Origin of the sequence: Pseudomonas putida W15Oct28, from assembly GCF_000708715.2 — a bacterium.
In the GTDB taxonomy this organism is placed as follows: Bacteria; Pseudomonadota; Gammaproteobacteria; order Pseudomonadales; family Pseudomonadaceae; genus Aquipseudomonas; species Aquipseudomonas putida_R.
Genome location: NZ_JENB01000024.1, coordinates 44670 through 61959 on the forward strand (window position 1 = coordinate 44670; position 17290 = coordinate 61959).

At 63.9% G+C, this 17290-nt stretch carries 15 protein-coding genes; 8 read left to right on the forward strand and 7 right to left on the reverse strand.

Annotated elements, in window-relative coordinates; translation table 11 throughout:
* The first annotated feature begins 2 nt into the window (after window positions 1–2).
* The 8 genes from prmA (at window position 3) to AK81_RS17635 (ending at window position 10667) form a co-directional block, all read left to right on the forward strand.
* Window positions 3–881, forward strand: coding sequence for a 50S ribosomal protein L11 methyltransferase (prmA, locus tag AK81_RS17600; RefSeq protein WP_043200794.1), 879 nt, complete (start codon window positions 3–5; stop codon window positions 879–881).
* Between the two features lie 42 nt (window positions 882–923).
* The gene (locus AK81_RS17605; RefSeq protein ID WP_043200795.1) at window positions 924–2282 is read left to right on the forward strand and encodes a DUF3426 domain-containing protein; all 1359 of its coding nucleotides are present in this window, start codon (window positions 924–926) and stop codon (window positions 2280–2282) included.
* A 174-nt stretch (window positions 2283–2456) separates the two neighbouring features.
* The gene (gene dusB / locus AK81_RS17610) at window positions 2457–3470 is read left to right on the forward strand and encodes a tRNA dihydrouridine synthase DusB (protein ID WP_016501818.1); all 1014 of its coding nucleotides are present in this window, start codon (window positions 2457–2459) and stop codon (window positions 3468–3470) included.
* Entirely contained in the window at window positions 3467–3787 is a 321-nt protein-coding gene (gene fis / locus AK81_RS17615) for a DNA-binding transcriptional regulator Fis (RefSeq protein ID WP_003249693.1), read from the forward strand. The genes dusB and fis overlap by 4 nt, the downstream gene beginning before the upstream one ends.
* A gap of 81 nt (window positions 3788–3868) precedes the next feature.
* Window positions 3869–5476, forward strand: a complete 1608-nt coding sequence (purH, locus tag AK81_RS17620; protein WP_043200796.1) for a bifunctional phosphoribosylaminoimidazolecarboxamide formyltransferase/IMP cyclohydrolase — start codon at window positions 3869–3871, stop codon at window positions 5474–5476.
* A gap of 182 nt (window positions 5477–5658) precedes the next feature.
* Window positions 5659–6954, forward strand: a complete 1296-nt coding sequence (purD, locus tag AK81_RS17625) for a phosphoribosylamine--glycine ligase (protein ID WP_016501820.1) — start codon at window positions 5659–5661, stop codon at window positions 6952–6954.
* A gap of 150 nt (window positions 6955–7104) precedes the next feature.
* Window positions 7105–9876 (forward strand): hybrid sensor histidine kinase/response regulator, encoded by a 2772-nt coding sequence (locus AK81_RS17630; RefSeq protein ID WP_043200798.1) that lies wholly within the window; start codon window positions 7105–7107, stop codon window positions 9874–9876.
* A gap of 194 nt (window positions 9877–10070) precedes the next feature.
* Window positions 10071–10667 carry a MarC family protein gene (locus AK81_RS17635; protein ID WP_016489380.1) on the forward strand — a complete coding sequence of 199 codons (597 nt, stop codon included), beginning with the start codon at window positions 10071–10073 and terminating at the stop codon, window positions 10665–10667.
* Here AK81_RS17635 and AK81_RS17640 read toward each other — a convergent pair.
* The 7 genes from AK81_RS17640 to cobG form a co-directional block, all read right to left on the reverse strand.
* Window positions 10664–11287 (reverse strand): hypothetical protein, encoded by a 624-nt coding sequence (locus AK81_RS17640; protein WP_043200800.1) that lies wholly within the window; start codon window positions 11285–11287, stop codon window positions 10664–10666. The genes AK81_RS17635 and AK81_RS17640 overlap by 4 nt on opposite strands.
* On the reverse strand, window positions 11284–11973 hold the full coding sequence (locus AK81_RS17645) for a hypothetical protein (RefSeq protein ID WP_081042096.1): 690 nt from the start codon (window positions 11971–11973) through the stop codon (window positions 11284–11286). Before AK81_RS17645 ends, AK81_RS17640 begins: the two co-directional genes overlap by 4 nt.
* Before the next feature lie 59 nt (window positions 11974–12032).
* The gene (locus tag AK81_RS17650) at window positions 12033–12713 is read right to left on the reverse strand and encodes a hypothetical protein (RefSeq protein ID WP_043200804.1); all 681 of its coding nucleotides are present in this window, start codon (window positions 12711–12713) and stop codon (window positions 12033–12035) included.
* Window positions 12714–12805: 92 nt separating this feature from the next.
* Window positions 12806–14503, reverse strand: a complete 1698-nt coding sequence (gene cobJ, locus AK81_RS17655) for a precorrin-3B C(17)-methyltransferase (RefSeq protein ID WP_043200805.1) — start codon at window positions 14501–14503, stop codon at window positions 12806–12808.
* Window positions 14491–15225 (reverse strand): precorrin-2 C(20)-methyltransferase, encoded by a 735-nt coding sequence (locus AK81_RS17660; RefSeq protein WP_176393882.1) that lies wholly within the window; start codon window positions 15223–15225, stop codon window positions 14491–14493. The genes cobJ and AK81_RS17660 overlap by 13 nt, the downstream gene beginning before the upstream one ends.
* Window positions 15222–15848 carry a precorrin-8X methylmutase gene (locus AK81_RS17665; RefSeq protein WP_016489386.1) on the reverse strand — a complete coding sequence of 209 codons (627 nt, stop codon included), beginning with the start codon at window positions 15846–15848 and terminating at the stop codon, window positions 15222–15224. The genes AK81_RS17660 and AK81_RS17665 overlap by 4 nt, the downstream gene beginning before the upstream one ends.
* A complete protein-coding gene (gene cobG, locus AK81_RS17670) occupies window positions 15841–17172 on the reverse strand; it encodes a precorrin-3B synthase (protein WP_043200807.1) in 1332 nt (443 codons plus the stop codon). The genes AK81_RS17665 and cobG overlap by 8 nt, the downstream gene beginning before the upstream one ends.
* Window positions 17173–17290: the final 118 nt, after the last annotated feature.

The following is a 17290-nucleotide window of genomic DNA, read 5'->3' on the forward strand; positions in this document are numbered from 1 at the left end:
CCATGCCCTGGCTGCAAGTACGCCTGGCCATCAGCCCGGAACAAGCCGAAACCTACGAAGATGCCCTGCTCGAAGTAGGCGCCGTCTCGGTCACGTTCATGGACGCCGAAGATCAACCGATCTTCGAGCCAGACCTCAACACCACCCCGCTGTGGTCGCACACCCACCTGCTGGCACTGTTCGAGGCCGATGCCGAGCCTGAGCAGGTGTTTGCCCACCTGCGCCTGCTGACCGGCGCCGAGCTGCCACAGCACCAGGCCGAGGTGATCGAGGACCAGGACTGGGAGCGCAGCTGGATGGACAACTTCCAGCCCATGCGTTTCGGCCGCCGCCTGTGGATCGTGCCAAGCTGGCACGAGGCCCCGGAAAAGGACGCCGTCAACCTGCTGCTGGACCCGGGCCTGGCCTTCGGCACCGGCACCCACCCGACCACCGCCCTGTGCCTGGAATGGCTCGACGGCCAGCAACTCGAAGGTACCCAGGTGCTGGACTTCGGCTGCGGTTCGGGCATCCTGGCCATCGCCTCGCTGCTGCTGGGGGCCCGTGAAGCGGTCGGTACCGACATCGACGTGCAGGCCATCGAGGCTTCTCGCGACAATGCCCAGCGCAACGGCATCGCCGATGAAAAGCTGGCGCTTTACCTGCCCGAGCACATGCCGGCCATGCAGGCCGACGTGCTGGTCGCCAACATCCTCGCAGGCCCCCTGGTGTCGCTGGCGCCGCAGTTGTCCGGCCTGGTTCGCCCAGGTGGCCTGCTGGCGCTGTCCGGCATTCTGGCCGAACAGGGCGAGGACGTGGCTGCGGCCTACGCCGCCGACTTCGAGCTGGACCCGATCGTCGTCCGCGACGGCTGGGTGCGCATCAGTGGTCGCCGCCGCTAAGCGGGCCTAGAATATCTTTCTGCACAGCTCCCGGATTGCCGCATGACCGACAGTTTCGTCACCCAGTGCCCGCATTGCCAGACCAGCTTTCGCGTCACCCACCACCAGTTGAGCGTGGCCCGCGGCGTGGTGCGCTGCGGCCATTGCCTGCAGGTGTTCAATGCCGCCAAGCAACTGCTGGAGCAGAACCGTGCCAGCGAACCTGAGGTACCGGTACCGGTGCCTGTGCCTGCGGCGCCTGCCGAGCCAGTGGCAGAGCCGGCGATTACGCCCGAGCCTGTCACCCGCGAGCGCAGCATCACGCCTGACGAGGACTGGGCGCTGACCGCCCAGGCGCTGGACGCACTCGACCTCGACCAGGAACTGGCACGCCTGGAGCGCCGCGGCCAACCGGCCCCGGCACGCCCCGCCAACCTGGATGACGGGCTGCAGGCGCGGCGTGACGAACTGCACCCGGACGAGCATGCGGACGACCTGTTCGGCAACGCCACCGATGAGCCTTTCGAGCCGCAAACGCCAGCAGAACCTGCCCCGGTGCTGCTGGCGCCAGAACCCCTGGAGCTGGACCTGGAGCCTGCACCCGGTGAGCGCACCGAGCCGACCCTGGGCAGTAACCTTGACCTGGGCATCGATGACGAGCCGCCCGTACACCGCGCAGCCGAAATCGACGACCAGCCCACATTCAGCGAAGCGCTACGCGCCAGCGATGACGAAATCCCGGAAAAAGGCCTGAGCGCCCGCGACGATGAACCGCTGGCGCTGCACCTGTCGGCGCGCGACGGCGAGCCTGTCGAGCCGCTGCCGGGTGAGCGCCTGGAGCCAGGCCTTGCCAGCAAGCCCGAGCGCACGGCGCGCAAGGAACCGCTGGTCGATGTGGTTGACGACCCGCTGCAGCTGGGCTGGGAAAAACCCGCGCCCAACTGGGGCAAGCGCCTGCTGTGGGGCTTCCTGACCCTGCTGGCCGCTGGCCTGCTGGCGTTCCAGTATGTGTGGTTCCACTTCGACGAAATGGCCCGCCAGGACCAGTACCGGCCGATCTTCCAGCAAATCTGCCCGATTATCGGGTGCCAGGTACCGACCCGCGTCGATATCGCAAGAATCAAGAGCAGCAACCTGGTGGTGCGCAGCCACCCGGACTTCAAAGGCGCACTGATCGTCGATGCGATCATCTACAACCGTGCGCCGTTCGCCCAGCCGTTCCCGCTGCTGGAACTGCGCTTTGCCGACCTCAATGGCCAGCTGATCGCCAGCCGGCGCTTCAAGCCCAGCGAGTACCTGTCTGGCGAGTTGGCCGGGCGTGGCGACATGCCAAGCCAGACGCCGATCCATATCGCCCTGGACATCCTCGACCCGGGGCCGAAGGCCGTGAACTACAGCCTCAGCTTCCGTTCGCCGGAGTAAGCAGCAGGCCTGCCGGGGGCGCATTGCGCCCCCGAGCCCTCACGCATACCAAATGTCATAAGCCGACAACTGTTCAGATTTTATCCAAATCCATCTTTATCCGGTCACCGAGAGCGGGTATCATGCCCACCCTTTTTCGAACTCCAAGATTCGGCCCCACAACAGGGATCACCTATGTCGGCGGTACGCATCGGCCCATACACACTACGTAACAACCTGATCCTCGCGCCCATGGCCGGGGTCACGGACCAGCCTTTCCGTACACTTTGCAAGCGCCTGGGCGCGGGCATGGTGGTGTCGGAAATGGTCTCCAGCGACATGAGCCTGTGGAACAGCCGCAAGTCGAGCCTGCGCCGCATCCATGAAGGTGATCCCGAGCCACGCTCGGTGCAGATCGCCGGTGGTGATGCGCAGATGATGGCTGCGGCAGCAAAGGCCAACGTCGAAGCGGGTGCCCAGATCATCGACATCAACATGGGCTGCCCGGCAAAAAAAGTCTGCAACAAAGCTGCAGGCTCTGCTTTATTGAGAGATGAAGCCTTGGTCAGCGAGATCCTCCACGCCGTGGTCGGCGCTGTGGACGTCCCGGTGACCCTGAAGATCCGCACCGGTTGGGACCGGGCAAACAAGAACGGCCTGAACGTGGCGAAGATCGCCGAACAGGCCGGCATCCAGGCGCTGGCGGTGCATGGCCGCACACGCGCCGACCTGTACACCGGCGAAGCCGAATACGACACCATCGCGGCCATCAAGCAAGCGGTGTCTATCCCGGTCTTTGCCAATGGCGATATCACCTCGCCAGAAAAGGCCCGGGCGGTGCTGGATGCCACCGGGGTCGACGGCCTGTTGATCGGCCGGGCTGCCCAGGGGCGGCCATGGATCTTTCGCGAGATCGAGCATTACCTGCGCACTGGCGAATACCTGCCAGCGCCGCAACTGGACGAAGTGGAACGCATCCTGCTGGAGCACCTGGCCGCGTTGCATGCCTTTTATGGCGATGTGATGGGCGTACGTATCGCCCGCAAGCACGTTGGCTGGTACCTGGCAACACGACCCGGCGGCAAGGAGTTTCGCTCCCGGTTCAACGCTTTGGAAGACACACAAGCGCAGTGCGCCAACGTTCGCGCGTTTTTCAGTGAACGTCGACAGAGCCTTGAGACAGAGGACGGACAAGGGGTGGCCGCATGACGATGATGACCGAGAATTTTGTGAGTGGAACAACGCCCGTGAGCGACAACGCCAACCTGAAACAGCACCTCAACACGCCGAGCGAAGAGGGCCAGACCCTTCGCGACAGCGTCGAGAAGGCGCTGCACAACTACTTCGCCCACCTGGAAGGCGCGACCGTGACGGACGTGTACAACCTGGTGCTCTCCGAAGTGGAGGCGCCCCTGCTCGAAAGCGTGATGAACTACGTGAAGGGCAACCAGACCAAGGCCAGCGAGATGCTCGGGCTGAACCGAGGCACCCTGCGCAAGAAGCTCAAGCAGTACGACTTGCTGTAAGCCAGAATCCCAACCAGAAAAGGCGGCTCCCTGAACAGAGGCGCCTTTTTTGCAGACTCCACCGCGTTATTGGAACCCGAAATGACCGACCAGACTACCCGCCTGCCAGTCCGCCGCGCCCTGATCAGCGTCTCCGACAAGACCGGTATCCTCGAATTCGCCCGTGAGCTGCAGCAGCTCGGTGTCGAGATCCTGTCCACCGGCGGCACCTACAAGCTGCTCAAGGACAACGGCGTAAACGCGGTGGAAGTGGCCGACTACACCGGCTTCGCCGAAATGATGGATGGCCGGGTCAAGACCCTGCACCCGAAAATCCACGGTGGCATCCTCGGCCGTCGCGGCACCGACGACGCCATCATGAGCGAGCACGGCATCAAGCCGATCGACCTGGTTGCGGTCAACCTGTACCCGTTCGAAGCCACCATTTCCAAGCCTGGCTGTGACCTGCCGACCGCCATCGAGAACATCGACATCGGCGGCCCGACCATGGTCCGTTCGGCAGCCAAGAACCACAAAGACGTCGCCATCGTGGTCAACGCCAGCGACTACGCCGGCATCGTCGAAGGCCTCAAGGCCGGCGGCCTGACCTACGCCCAGCGCTTCGACCTGATGCTCAAGGCGTTCGAGCATACCGCCGCCTACGACGGCATGATCGCCAACTACATGGGCACCATCGACCAGGCCAAAGAGACCCTTTCGACTTCCGAACGCAGCGAATTCCCGCGCACCTTCAACAGCCAGTTCGTCAAGGCCCAGGAAATGCGCTACGGCGAGAACCCGCACCAGAGCGCGGCGTTCTACGTAGAAGCCAAAAAAGGCGAAGCCAGCATTTCCACCGCCATCCAGCTGCAGGGCAAAGAGCTGTCGTTCAACAACGTGGCCGACACCGACGCCGCGCTGGAGTGCGTGAAGAGCTTCGTCAAGCCAGCCTGTGTCATCGTCAAGCACGCCAACCCGTGCGGTGTGGCCGTTGTGCCTGAAGACGAAGGCGGCATCCGCAAGGCCTACGACCTGGCCTACGCCACTGACACCGAGTCGGCCTTCGGCGGCATCATTGCCTTCAACCGCGAACTGGACGGCGAAACCGCCAAGGCCATCGTCGAGCGCCAGTTCGTCGAAGTCATCATCGCCCCGAAAATTTCCCAGGCTGCCCGCGACGTGGTAGCTGCCAAGCAGAACGTACGCCTGCTGGAGTGCGGCGAGTGGCCAGCTGAGCGCGCTGCCGGTTGGGACTTCAAGCGCGTCAACGGTGGCCTGCTGGTGCAAAGCCGCGATATCGGCATGATCACCGCCGACGACCTGAAGATCGTCACCAAGCGTGCCCCGACCGAGCAAGAGGTCCACGACCTGGTGTTTGCCTGGAAGGTGGCCAAGTTCGTCAAGTCCAACGCCATTGTCTACGCCAAGCAGCGCCAGACCATCGGCGTCGGCGCTGGCCAGATGAGCCGCGTCAACTCCGCTCGTATTGCTGCAATCAAGGCAGAGCATGCTGGCCTGCAAGTGCAGGGCGCAGTCATGGCATCGGACGCGTTCTTCCCGTTCCGTGATGGCATCGACAATGCGGCTAAAGTGGGTATCAGCGCCGTGATCCAGCCGGGTGGCTCGATGCGTGATGCCGAGGTGATTGCCGCCGCTGACGAAGCCGGCATCGCGATGGTGTTCACCGGTATGCGCCACTTCCGCCACTGATTTACGGCAATCGGCCGCACTGAAGCAGGCATCTGCTGCGTTGGGGCCGGTTCCGCTGATGCTCATTGCCAGAAGGCAACTCCGCTCATCGGAACCGGCCCCGCCTTGCATCTACCTGCTTCATTGCGACCTCGTACAGCGTGAGGCTTCGCCTTGCGCCCGAAAGAATTCGAGGTTTTGACATGAAAGTTTTGATCATCGGCAGCGGCGGCCGTGAGCACGCCCTGGCCTGGAAAGTTGCCCAGGACCCACGCGTCGAGAAAGTCTTCGTTGCCCCAGGCAACGCCGGCACCGCCATTGAAGCCAAGTGCGAGAACGTCGCCATCGACGTGTGCGCCCTGGAGCAACTGGCCGACTTCGCCGAAAAGAACGTCGACCTGACCATCGTCGGCCCGGAAGCACCACTGGTCATCGGTGTGGTGGACCTGTTCCGCAGCCGTGGCCTGGACTGCTTCGGCCCAACCAAGGGTGCGGCCCAGCTGGAAGGCTCCAAGGCCTTCACCAAGGACTTCCTGGCGCGTCACAAGATCCCGACCGCCGACTACCAGAACTTCACCGAAATCGAGCCGGCGCTGGCCTACCTGCAAGAAAAAGGTGCGCCGATCGTGATCAAGGCCGACGGCCTGGCTGCGGGCAAAGGCGTGATCGTCGCCATGACCCTCGAAGAAGCCGAAGCCGCCGTGCGTGACATGCTGGCCGGCAACGCCTTCGGTGAAGCCGGTTCGCGTGTGGTGATCGAAGAGTTCCTCGATGGCGAAGAAGCCAGCTTCATCGTCATGGTCGACGGCCACAACGTGCTGCCCATGGCCACCAGCCAGGACCACAAGCGCGTCGGCGATCAGGACACCGGCCCGAACACGGGCGGCATGGGTGCCTACTCCCCTGCCCCGGTCGTTACCGCTGACGTGCACCAGCGCGTGATGGACCAGGTGATCTGGCCAACCGTGCGCGGCATGGCCGAGGAAGGCAACGTCTACACCGGCTTCCTCTACGCTGGCCTGATGATCGACAAGGCGGGCAACCCCAAAGTCATCGAGTTCAACTGCCGCTTCGGCGACCCAGAAACCCAGCCAGTCATGCTGCGCCTGGAGTCGAGCCTGGTGCTGTTGATCGAGGCTGCCTTCGCCAAGGCGCTGGACAAGGTCGAAGCCCAGTGGGACCCGCGCCCGAGCCTGGGCGTTGTGCTGGCAGCTGGCGGTTACCCGGGCGATTACGCCAAGGGCGACGTGATCAGCGGCCTGGACGCAGCAGCCAAGATCGAAGGCAAGGTGTTCCATGCCGGTACTTCGCTCAAGGACGGCCAAGTGGCCACCAACGGCGGGCGCGTGCTGTGCGCCACGGCAATGGGCAGCACGGTTGCCGATGCGCAGCAGCAGGCTTACCGCCTGGCCAGGGAAGTAAGCTGGAACGGTAGTTTCTACCGCACTGACATCGGCTACCGGGCCATCGCCCGCGAGCGCGGTGAGCACCAGCAGTAAGCACTACCGGAGCGCCGTGCCGCCCAGGGCTGTCAACCGCCCGGCGCACGGCATCCGGCTCGTCGACAAGACCCGGCACGGGCCTTGCCTTCGACTTGGCGCGCCGCGCATAGTTAGTACCCGGCACATCGGCTAAGAAGGGATTTCGTAGTGCGTCGGCTTCGGATTGCCTCAGCTCTGATCGTCACCTTGCTGACCTTGCTCTGCATGTTACCGGCTGCAGCCGAACATGACGGAGGCTGGACCGTTTTGCTCGACGAACAGGCCAACCTGCAACTGAGCGATGTGCGCTCCGAGCGCTACCGTAACCAGTTCAGCCCCCTGATCCTTGCCGAACTGGACGCCGCCCCGCCGGAACAGGCCTTGTGGCTGCACTACCGCCTGGAACCCGGCGACCAGGAGCAACTGCTCCGGGTATTCGCCCCCGACCTGTCTGGCCTTGACCTCTACGCCCTCGAAGGCGACCAACTTCTGCGTCAGCTGCACCACGGGCGCCAGGCCGGCAATGCCAGCCCGACCCTGCGTGGCAGCGACCATGTACTGCCCCTGCCCAACAGCAAGCAACCGCTGGACATCTACCTGCGCCTGGTCTCCGAGCACCAGTTGCGCCCGGCCATCAGCCTGGAGCCGGCAGCCGTAGCCGCCTCGGACCAGAGCCAGCCACTGCTGTTCGGCATGCTGTTCGGCGGCCTGGTCATGCTGATCCTGCACAACCTGATCCGCTTCCTCTACAGCCGTTCCACCACCACTCTGATTTTGGCGCTGTACCACGGCCTGATGCTGCTCAGCGGCCTGATCCTGCTGAACCTCAGCGGCCCCTGGTGGCACGTGTGGCACAACGCGCAAACCCCGGCCGCCTACCTGACACTGGTACTGGCCGGCCTGGCGGGGCTGTATTTCACCCAGCATTTCTTCAACCCGTGCAACTCACCGCGGCTCAACCGCCTGCTGCAGGGCGAAATGTTGGTGGTGGGGGTCAGCGGGCTGGTGCTGTTGTTCGTCGACACCCTGCCCCTGAACCTGATGACCTACGCCCTGATGGCCCTGGGGAGCGTGAGCATGCTGCTGGTCAGCAGCTATCACTGGTACCGGGGCTACGCACCCGGGCGCCTGTTCAGCCTGGCCATGGTGGTGTTCAACCTGGGCGGCCTGGTGTTGCTGCCGGCACTGCTGGGCCTGACCCGCACCTCGACGCCCTGGCTGCTGTGCGTCTTGCTGGGGTTGGCCGTGGCCAGTGGCCTGCTGCTCAACCTGGCAGTCAGCGAGCGCCTGCGCCGCATGAGCGAGGAGCGCTTCAGCGCCAGCCGTGCCTTGGCCGCCAGCGATGCCGAAATCAACGCCAAGGCCGAGTTCCTGGCCAAGATCAGCCACGAAATCCGCACCCCCATGAACGGCGTGCTGGGCATGACTGAACTGCTGCTGGGCACACCGCTGTCAGTCAAACAACGTGACTACGTGCAGACCATCCACAGCGCCGGCAACGAGCTGCTGACGCTGATCAACGAGATTCTCGACATTTCCAAGCTGGAGTCCCGGCAGATCGAGCTGGATGACGTGCAGTTCGACCTCAATGCGCTGATCGAGGATTGCCTGAACATCTTCCGCGCCAAGGCCGAGCAGCAGAACATCGAGCTGATCAGCTTCACCCAGCCGCAAGTACCGCGGGTGATCAGCGGCGACCCGACGCGTCTGCGCCAAGCCTTGTCGAGCCTGCTGGAAAACGCCCTGAAAAACACCGACCAGGGCGAGATCCTGCTGGTTGTGGCGCTGGACCAACGGGGTGAGCTACCGCGCCTGCGCATCGCCGTGCAGGACAGCGGCGAGCCGTTGCCCGCCGCAGACCGGGAAGCCTTGTTGCAGGCCGAGCTGCACAGCCACCACTTCCTGTCCAGCAACAAGCTCGGCGGCCACCTTGGGCTGGTCATCGCCAAACAGCTGATCGGCCTGATGCAGGGCGAGTTCGGCATCAAGAGCAGCACCGGCATGGGCAACACCTTGTGGCTGACCCTGCCGCTGGACCCTTCTCGCCTGGAACAGCCCCCGGCCGACCTCGATAGCCCGCTGCGTGATGCCCGCGTGCTGGTGGTGGACGACAATGACACCTGCCGCAAGGTGCTGGTCCAGCAGTGCAGCGCCTGGGGCATGAACGTCAGCGCGGTGCCGTCGGGCAAGGAGGCCCTGGCCCTGTTGCGCACCAAGGCGCACCTGCGCGACTACTTCGACGCGGTGCTGCTGGACCAGAACATGCCCGGCATGACCGGCATGCAGCTGGCCGCCAAGATCAAGGAAGACCCCAGCCTGAACCACGACATCCTGGTGGTGATGCTCACCGGCATCAGCAATGCACCGAGTAAGGTCATCGCGCGCAACGCCGGGGTCAAACGCATACTTGCCAAGCCGGTGGCCGGCTACACGCTGAAGACCACCCTGGCCGAAGAACTGGCCCAGCGCGGCCGCGATCAGGCGGTGCCGGCCAGCCTGCCCGGTGTCCCGCAGGCACTGGACCTGCCCGGCGACTTCCGCGTGCTGGTCGCCGAGGACAACAGCATTTCGACCAAGGTGATACGCGGCATGCTCGGCAAGCTCAACCTTGAGCCCGACACCGCCTGCAATGGCGAAGAGGCCCTGCAGGCGATGAAAGCCCAGCGCTATGACCTGGTGCTGATGGACTGCGAGATGCCGATTCTGGACGGTTTCTCGGCCACCCAGCAGCTGCGCGCCTGGGAAACCGCCAACCAGCGCCAGCGCACCCCGGTGGTGGCGCTGACCGCGCACATTCTGACTGAACACAAGGAACGCGCCCGTCTGGCGGGCATGGACGGGCACATGGCCAAGCCGGTCGAGCTGTCGCAGTTGCGCGAACTGATCCAGTACTGGGCCAATCACCGGGAAGCCAAGGTGGACCCGGCGCATACTTCCTAGACTACGCTGTCGAGCAGTGAACACTGCTCACAAGATCTCTACGGCCCCTGTGGGAGCGGGAGCGCCCGCGAAGAAGCCACCTCGCTGTATGGCACCGGCTCTGCCGGTGTTCGCGGGCATGCCCGCTCCCACAGAGATAGCGCACTTGGTGCACCGAGCGCGCATCCTTCTTAAGTTTCCGAGGATCAGCACTCATGCTCCATGAGTTGTTCAGCGTCTACCTGAAAATGCTTGTGCTCTACAGCCCGTTCTTCGTGCTGTCGTGCTTCATCAGCCTGACCCGCGGCCACTCCAGCAAGGAGCGCAAGCAACTGGCCTGGAAGGTAGCCTTCGCAGCCCTGGTCGCCAGCGTGCTGCTGTACCTGTTCGGTCGGGTGATCTTCGGCATCTTCGGCATCACCGCCGACGCCTTCCGCATCGGTGCCGGCAGCGTGCTGTTCATTTCGGCATTGGGCATGGCCCAGGGCAAGCCGGCGGTACAGGCCGATAACGTACAGCAGGATGTGACCATCGTGCCGCTGACCATTCCGCTGACGGTTGGCCCCGGTACCATCGGTGCACTGTTGGTGATGGGTGTAAGCCAGCCGCACTGGGACGACAAACTGCTGGCCATCGTCAGTATCGCGCTGGCCAGCTTCACCGTCGGCCTGGTGCTTTACCTGTCGCACGGTATCGAGCGGATCCTGGGCGACCAGGGCCTGCAGATCGTCAGCCGTCTGATGGGGCTGTTCGTCTGTGCCCTGGCGGCGCAGATCATCTTTACCGGGATCAAAGGGTACCTGGTGCCTTAAATGGCATAGTCATGAATGCGCGCGAGGGATACCTTGACCACGCTTTCCTGCACTTTTGCCAATACGCTGTTCTCAAAGGCCAGAATATTGAACCGGACCAGTTCCGCACGCACATTCTTGTAACTGCGCTTGCGGCTGATGAACCCTGCACTGAAAACAGACTGCTTGTCCGTTTCGTGGTAAATCACCATGTCGACACGGTTATTACCGGCCGGCGCGCAGGCCAACACTTGAAAGTGCTGCATCTCGAATGCCTTTTTCTCAAGTTCCTTCAGCACCGACGGCTTGGTCAGCAACGTTTGAATGGACACTTTGACCGACGAAGCAAAGCTGTCCCCGGCAGTTTTAGACAGGGTCTGCAGCACGTGATCCGTCTGTTGCGTACGCGTCTTGTCCGGCCAATGGATCTGCTCAGCCGTTACCGCATCCCACCCCATGAATTTGAGCTGGTTACGGTAATAAGCGAACCAGTCTTTAATCAGCCCCTCCTTGTAAGCGGTATCAGTGGCGCGTTCGGCCATCGCCAGGGCCAGCTTCACCTTGTTTTTCTGCGCGGTATCAATGCCCGGCAAGAACGAAACAATCCCAGCGCCGATCACGGCAGACATGGCTTCACTCATGATGCTGCTCCTGTAGGTTGTGCGTAAGGGTCGAACCGGTAAACGGCCTGTGCATCCTTGGTTTTCATCAAGGCCTGCAATTCATCACGCTGGCGTTGGAAGCGTCCTTCATCCAACGCCAGGGAAACGCCGTTGAACTCGGCCTCGCCCTCAAGTACTTGTTCGCCCAGAAATGTCTCCAGCGAAACTAGCGAGAGTGGCTTGTCGATTTGCAGCGAGATGCTGCACAGGTCCAGCGCCGGCCCCGGCTTGAGTACGCCAAGTTCGATGACCAACGTGGAGCACTGCGCCTGATCATGCGCGCAGAACTTCAGCAAGTGCCGCAAGCCTTCCGCAGATTGGCCAAGGCCCGTTTTTATCGCCGCCAGCACGGCCTCATGGCGAAGCGAACGCATCTTCAGCCACGCTTCAAGTGGCTGTATATGCGCGTTGCGCACAGGTCGCCCCAACGGTTTCAGGTCATGGGTACTGGCCAGCTTGATCCAGCCCAGTTGGCGGTAGGCCTCCCGATACGCGGCATACCAGCTTTCATAATGGTCAACGCGTGAACCGGCGTGCTTGTTGGCTACCAACTGTGCGTACAGGACTGAATCGAAAGCGGCCTGGCGTTGTGCCTCGACTGCGCCGGGCGAATACAGCAATGCTGTTCCGCCAATCAACATCAGTTGCTCAGCTGCTCTATCCATCGTGTTACCTCGTCACAAAGAACCGAACAAGGCGGCGTTGCGACTACGCCGCCGAGCAATCAGATGTCGTACTCGAGCACGTTCTCGACACTGCGCACGCCGAGTTTGTTTTCTACGGTTTCGCGGATTTTGTCGTAGACAAAGTTATTGAGGGTGAGCACTGCCGTGCCGGCGTAGTACGCGGTCTTGTCCAGCTTCCACTGAATGCCGAGCACGTCGTCGTCCAGTGTTGGGGCAGAGGTCTGGATGCAGCTCACCACCATGACCACATCGTTGTTTGCGGTTTCAATACAAGCGGCCATGCCAACCATGCCCCTGGCTTTGTTCTTGCGCTTGTGGTCGATCACCTTGGCGTCGTTTTCGACCGTGGTCAGTTTGTCGAAGGCCCGCTTTGCCACTTCACCCAGCTTGGTGCCGCCCAGCATCGCATTGCCAACCACACCTATGGTGCGGATGGCCACGGCGCCCACGGTGACGGACAGTTCCGCCGAAGTTTCAAGTTCGAAGGTACGGCGTGGGATGGTAAAGCCCAGGTCACGCATGACATCGATGAATTTGTCGTACCACTCCCGGCTCTGCTTTTCGGCGTTAAAAGCTTTGTCGGCGACCAATGTGGCGAAGTGGAAGGCATTTTTCACATCGTGACGGCTTTGCGCAGACATGCCCGCGCCGCAGGCAAGCAGGTTGCCTTCTACCAGCATGGCGGCATCGGTGGTGGTGATTTGGGTTGCATCGGACATTGGAAACTCCTTGATGGTTGCCCCTTGAGTCAGGGGCAATCACCTTAGCCAGCGCGCTGGTCACAAAGCGCGCTGAAGGGTTTCCGACGCAACTAGCTGGCGGTGGGGTACCAACGCGGCGTGTAGGCCCACACCCCACCCGACAGGCGAGGGAATACACAGGTTGTAGAGGAGCCGACCAGAACCATGGTGCGCATATCGACCATTTCCGGCAGCAGCTCGGCCAAGGTGACTACCTTAAGCGTCTGCCCCGGCCTACCGATGTCGCGCCCAAGGACTACAGGCGTGTTCCCCTCGCGGTGGCGACGCACAACCTCCAGCGCCACCCCGAGCTGGTGCGGCCTGGACTTGGAAATCGGGTTGTAGAAGGCCAGCACCAGGTCGGCCTGGGCCGCCAGGTCCAGGCGCTTTTCAATGATCGACCAGGGCTTGAGGTTGTCCGACAGCGACATCACACAGAAGTCATGCCCCAGCGGTGCCCCCGCCTGCGCAGCCGTAGCGAGCGAGGCCGACACCCCAGGCAGGATCTCGAGGTCGACGCGCTGCCAGGCCGGGTCACTGGATTCGTGTAGCGCTTCGAGCACTGCAGCGGCCATGGCGAACACACCAGGGTCGCCCGACGAGACCACCACCACCGAACGGCCTTGGGCCGCCAGCTCGAAGGCATGCCGGGCGCGTTGCATCTCTTCACGGTTGTCGGTGCAGTGCAGCACCTGATCGCCACGGAACGGCCCGGCCATGCGCACATAGGTTTCGTACCCAAGCACATCCTCGGCCCGCGCCAGCTCGGCCTTGACCGCCGGCACCATCAGTTCGGCGGCCCCCGGGCCCAGGCCGATAACAGCCAGACGACCACGACGGCGGCCAACCTGCGCCACATCGACCGGGGCAGGCGCCACTGCGATGACCACTTCGGCCTGTTCTATCAACTCTGCGCCTGGCAACGCTGCAGCCACCATGCTGGCCACATCGCCTGGCCTGGCAGCGAAGCGCAAGGCGACACCCAAAGCCTGAGCAGCCTCGTGCAAGGCACTGTCGGCCATGGCTTGTTCGTCCGCCAGCACACAGGCAACAGATGGCTCGGCGATACCGGCCTGCTGCAACGCAGCACGAATGCCGTGCAGGTTGCCACCTGCAACACCCACCACCACCGAGCGCGGGTGGATCAGCAGTTCGTCGCGGTTGGCCGGGCGGGCCTGATGCCCCACATGGATGGTGCGCCGGGCTGCTTCGCTGGCAGGCAACTGCACCTGTTGCAACCACGGCGCATCACCTTCGATGCGCACCGCCTCGCCAGCCAGCAAATCAGAGACAAAGCGCTTGCCTTGCTCGATGTCCGCCAATGCATAACCCTGCGGCGGGTTCAGCAGGCAAGTGCCGAAACGCAGCTCGCCACTGGTGGTGATCGCAGCAGCAACGCCCAGTGCCTCTGCGATTTCGCGTGCCATCACGTTCACGCCACCCAGGCCACCGAGCAGCGGCACCACTGCACTGCCATCCTCGGCCACGGCCAGAACCGGCGGCTCGCTGCCTTTCTCGCTGAGCAGGCTGGCCAGGCTGCGGATGACGATGCCCGCAGCACACAGGGCGATGATCGGCGTGTCCTGCTGGTACAGCCCGCGCAAGGTATCGCCGAACGAGGTGTAAGACTGGTCGGCACCCTCGACACGCCCCTTCAGGCCATGGAGGGTGGCCTGTGGATAACAGTGCTGGATACGTTGCGCCGTCGCCAGGCTGCCCGGGCCGAGAATGACGATCGCCGGCGCCTTGTGGATGCTCATCCCTGCCATTTTTCCCCCGGCACGATGATCAGCGAGAAGTACGGCGACGACTGCGGGTCGACCTGGTCCAGCGGCACAATCTTCTGGTTGGCCATGGTGGCACGCTCCACATACAGCGCACGCCCGTCCAGGCCCAGTTCGGCCAGGACGTCACGTACTTTGGGGAAGTTGCGGCCAAGCTTCATGATCACCGCCGCATCGGCGTCGGCCAGTCGGCGCTTCAGCTCTTCGGCCGGCAATACGCCCGACAATACCGACAGGCTTTGGTTGCGGTACACCAGCGGCGCGCCCAGTACCGAGGCGCCACCGAGCATCGAGCAGACGCCAGGGATCACTTCGGCCTCATAGCGCTGCGCCAGGCGGTCGTGCAGGTACATGTAGGAACCGTAGAAGAACGGGTCGCCTTCGCAGATCACCGCCACGTCGCGGCCGGCATCCAGGTGCTCGGCCACCTGCACGCTGGCTTCGTCGTAGAAGTCGCTGATCACCTGCTCATAGGACAGCGGCGCAGGCAGGGCCTCGGTGGTTACCGGATAGACCAGCGGCAACAGCGTCTGCTCGGCTTGCAGGTGCGCCTCAATGATGCCGAAGGCATTGCCACGCTTGCCCTTGGCCACGAAGTAGCCGACCACTGGCGCTTCGCGCAGCAGGCGCAGGGCCTTGAGGGTGATCAGTTCAGGGTCGCCCGGGCCCACGCCCAGGCCCAGCAGACGTCCACGCGGCGCCATCATTCCACCTCCGTGGCGAGGGCGTTGACCGCAGCGGCGGCCATCGCGCTACCGCCCAGGCGGCCTTGCATGATCACGAACGGCACACCACGGCTGTCGGCGGCGAGCATCGCCTTGGACTCGGCAGCGCCGACGAAACCGACCGGGAAGCCGAGGATGAGCGCCGGCTTGGGTGCGCCCGCGTCAATCATCTCCAGCAGGTAGAACAGGGCGGTAGGCGCGTTGCCGATCACCACCACGCTGCCTTCCAGGTACGGGCGCCACAGCTCCAGGGCTACGGCAGAGCGGGTATTGCCGGCGTCCTTGGCCAGGCCCGGCACGCTAGGGTCGCGCAGGGTGCAGATGACTTTGTTGTCTGCTGGCAGGCGGGCCCGGGTGATGCCTTCGGCAACCATGTGCGCATCGCACAGGATCGGCGCGCCGTTGAGCAGCGCCTCGCGACCGGCCCGGCCGGCGCCTTCGGAGAACTGCAGGCCATCGATGGCGTCGACCATGCCACAGGCGTGGATCACGCGCACGGCGAGCTTTTCGAGGTCTGCGGGGATCCGCTCGAGTCGGGCTTCCTCACGGATGATCCGGAAGGAATTGCGATAGATCTCCTGACCATCGCGGATGTAGTCAATCATCAAGGTGCTCCGTCGGCAGGTCGAGCATGGCGCCTGCTTCATTCAAGGTAAGGTCGGTGGCGCGCAGGGCGCCGAAGCCCGGTTGGCGCGCGTCACGCAGATAGAGGTCATAACGGCCCGGCGAACGGGCCAGCAGGGTGGCCGGGGCAACATGGGCCACGGCGCAGGAACGGGGGCAGCCAGACAAGTGCACGCTGGCGGGCACGCCAGGGCCCAGCAGCGCGGCCAGGGCAACCGCGTCGGCCTTGGTCTCGCCAAGGGCCTTGGCGCAGCCGCTGGCACCGGTACAGGCGCTGATGCGCGCCAGGGGTTCTTGGTCGTGGCACAGCAGCCCCAGCGCAGACAGGTCGGCCTGGGCCTGGTCGATGTGGTGTGCTTGCAGGTTGGTCAGCACCAGGCTTTGCCAGGGGCTCAGGCGCAGGCTGCCGTCGCCCAGCTCACGGGCAATCCGCGCGGCACCGCGCAACATGGCCGGGGTCAGGCGGCCTTGGGGCGGGGCTACGCCAAGGGCCACGCCCTGCGCCTGCGGCAGCTTGCCCAGCCACGAGGCGTGGTGCTGCTCACGGCGCCAGGCGAGCACGACGGCATCGCGGCGGATATCCAGGCCAAGCCCATCGACGAAATCGGTTGCCGGGTACACCTCAAGCAACTGGCGCATGCGCGACTGCGCCGGGGTTGCCAGGTCGAGGAAGCGCTCCAGCACCGCGCGCACCAGCGCCTGGCCCTGCGCCAGCGGCACCGCGCCCAGCACCTGGCCGTCCGCCGGGCAGCCCGCCAACCCAAACGCCAGCCAGTTCTGCTGCCCCAGGCGCAGGGCCGATAGCCACAGGTCGTGGGGGTGTTCGAGCATGGTCAGGCGTTCGCCGGCATCCAGCTGCACGGCGAACTTGGCCGACAATTGGTGAAAACGCGGGGTGCCTTCCAACAGGCCGAGGATCTGCCCTGCCAACGGCCGGGCGTCCAGCAGCATCGCCGGGTCATGCCCGGCCAGCGGGCTGAGCATCAGGTTACGCACATCGTCACCGGCCGCGTCGCGCGGGCCCAGGCCGGCGGCGAGCAGTGTCTCGACCAGGGCGCGATGCTCGTTGCCAATGCCGCGGATCTGCAGGTTGCCACGGTTGGTGGCCTCGATCACGCCGCCGGCGAAGCGCTCGGCTGCCGCCGCCACCGCTTCGGCCTGCTCGGCCAACAGCAAGCCGCCCGGCAGCTTGATACGGCAGATGCCGCCATCACGGGCACTGACAATGCGCCACAACCCCGGGCAGGCCGAGGGGCGGGGCGAAACGTTGGGGGCATGGGCCTGCGTCAAAGGGGCGTCCGGCAATCTGTGAAAATGCGCTTGAGTGTAGAAGGCGCGGTATTATGCCTGCTTTGTCCGGCGGCATGAAAAGCCGGTGGTCGAGCATCCTCAGCGATTGAGGAAAAATTCAGGACCGCGTCGC

Excerpts from the sequence above, each read along its gene's own strand:
- prmA (WP_043200794.1), top strand. The coding sequence starts at position 3 with ATGCCCTGGCTGCAAGTACGCCTGGCCATCAGCCCGGAACAAGCCGAA.
- AK81_RS17605 (WP_043200795.1), top strand. The coding sequence starts at position 924 with ATGACCGACAGTTTCGTCACCCAGTGCCCGCATTGCCAGACCAGCTTT.
- dusB (WP_016501818.1), top strand. The coding sequence starts at position 2,457 with ATGTCGGCGGTACGCATCGGCCCATACACACTACGTAACAACCTGATC.
- fis (WP_003249693.1), top strand. The coding sequence starts at position 3,467 with ATGACGATGATGACCGAGAATTTTGTGAGTGGAACAACGCCCGTGAGC.
- purH (WP_043200796.1), top strand. The coding sequence starts at position 3,869 with ATGACCGACCAGACTACCCGCCTGCCAGTCCGCCGCGCCCTGATCAGC.
- purD (WP_016501820.1), top strand. The coding sequence starts at position 5,659 with ATGAAAGTTTTGATCATCGGCAGCGGCGGCCGTGAGCACGCCCTGGCC.
- AK81_RS17635 (WP_016489380.1), top strand. The coding sequence starts at position 10,071 with ATGCTCCATGAGTTGTTCAGCGTCTACCTGAAAATGCTTGTGCTCTAC.
- AK81_RS17640 (WP_043200800.1), bottom strand. The coding sequence starts at position 11,287 with ATGAGTGAAGCCATGTCTGCCGTGATCGGCGCTGGGATTGTTTCGTTC.
- AK81_RS17645 (WP_081042096.1), bottom strand. The coding sequence starts at position 11,973 with ATGGATAGAGCAGCTGAGCAACTGATGTTGATTGGCGGAACAGCATTG.
- AK81_RS17650 (WP_043200804.1), bottom strand. The coding sequence starts at position 12,713 with ATGTCCGATGCAACCCAAATCACCACCACCGATGCCGCCATGCTGGTA.
- cobJ (WP_043200805.1), bottom strand. The coding sequence starts at position 14,503 with ATGGCAGGGATGAGCATCCACAAGGCGCCGGCGATCGTCATTCTCGGC.
- AK81_RS17660 (WP_176393882.1), bottom strand. The coding sequence starts at position 15,225 with ATGATGGCGCCGCGTGGACGTCTGCTGGGCCTGGGCGTGGGCCCGGGC.
- AK81_RS17665 (WP_016489386.1), bottom strand. The coding sequence starts at position 15,848 with ATGATTGACTACATCCGCGATGGTCAGGAGATCTATCGCAATTCCTTC.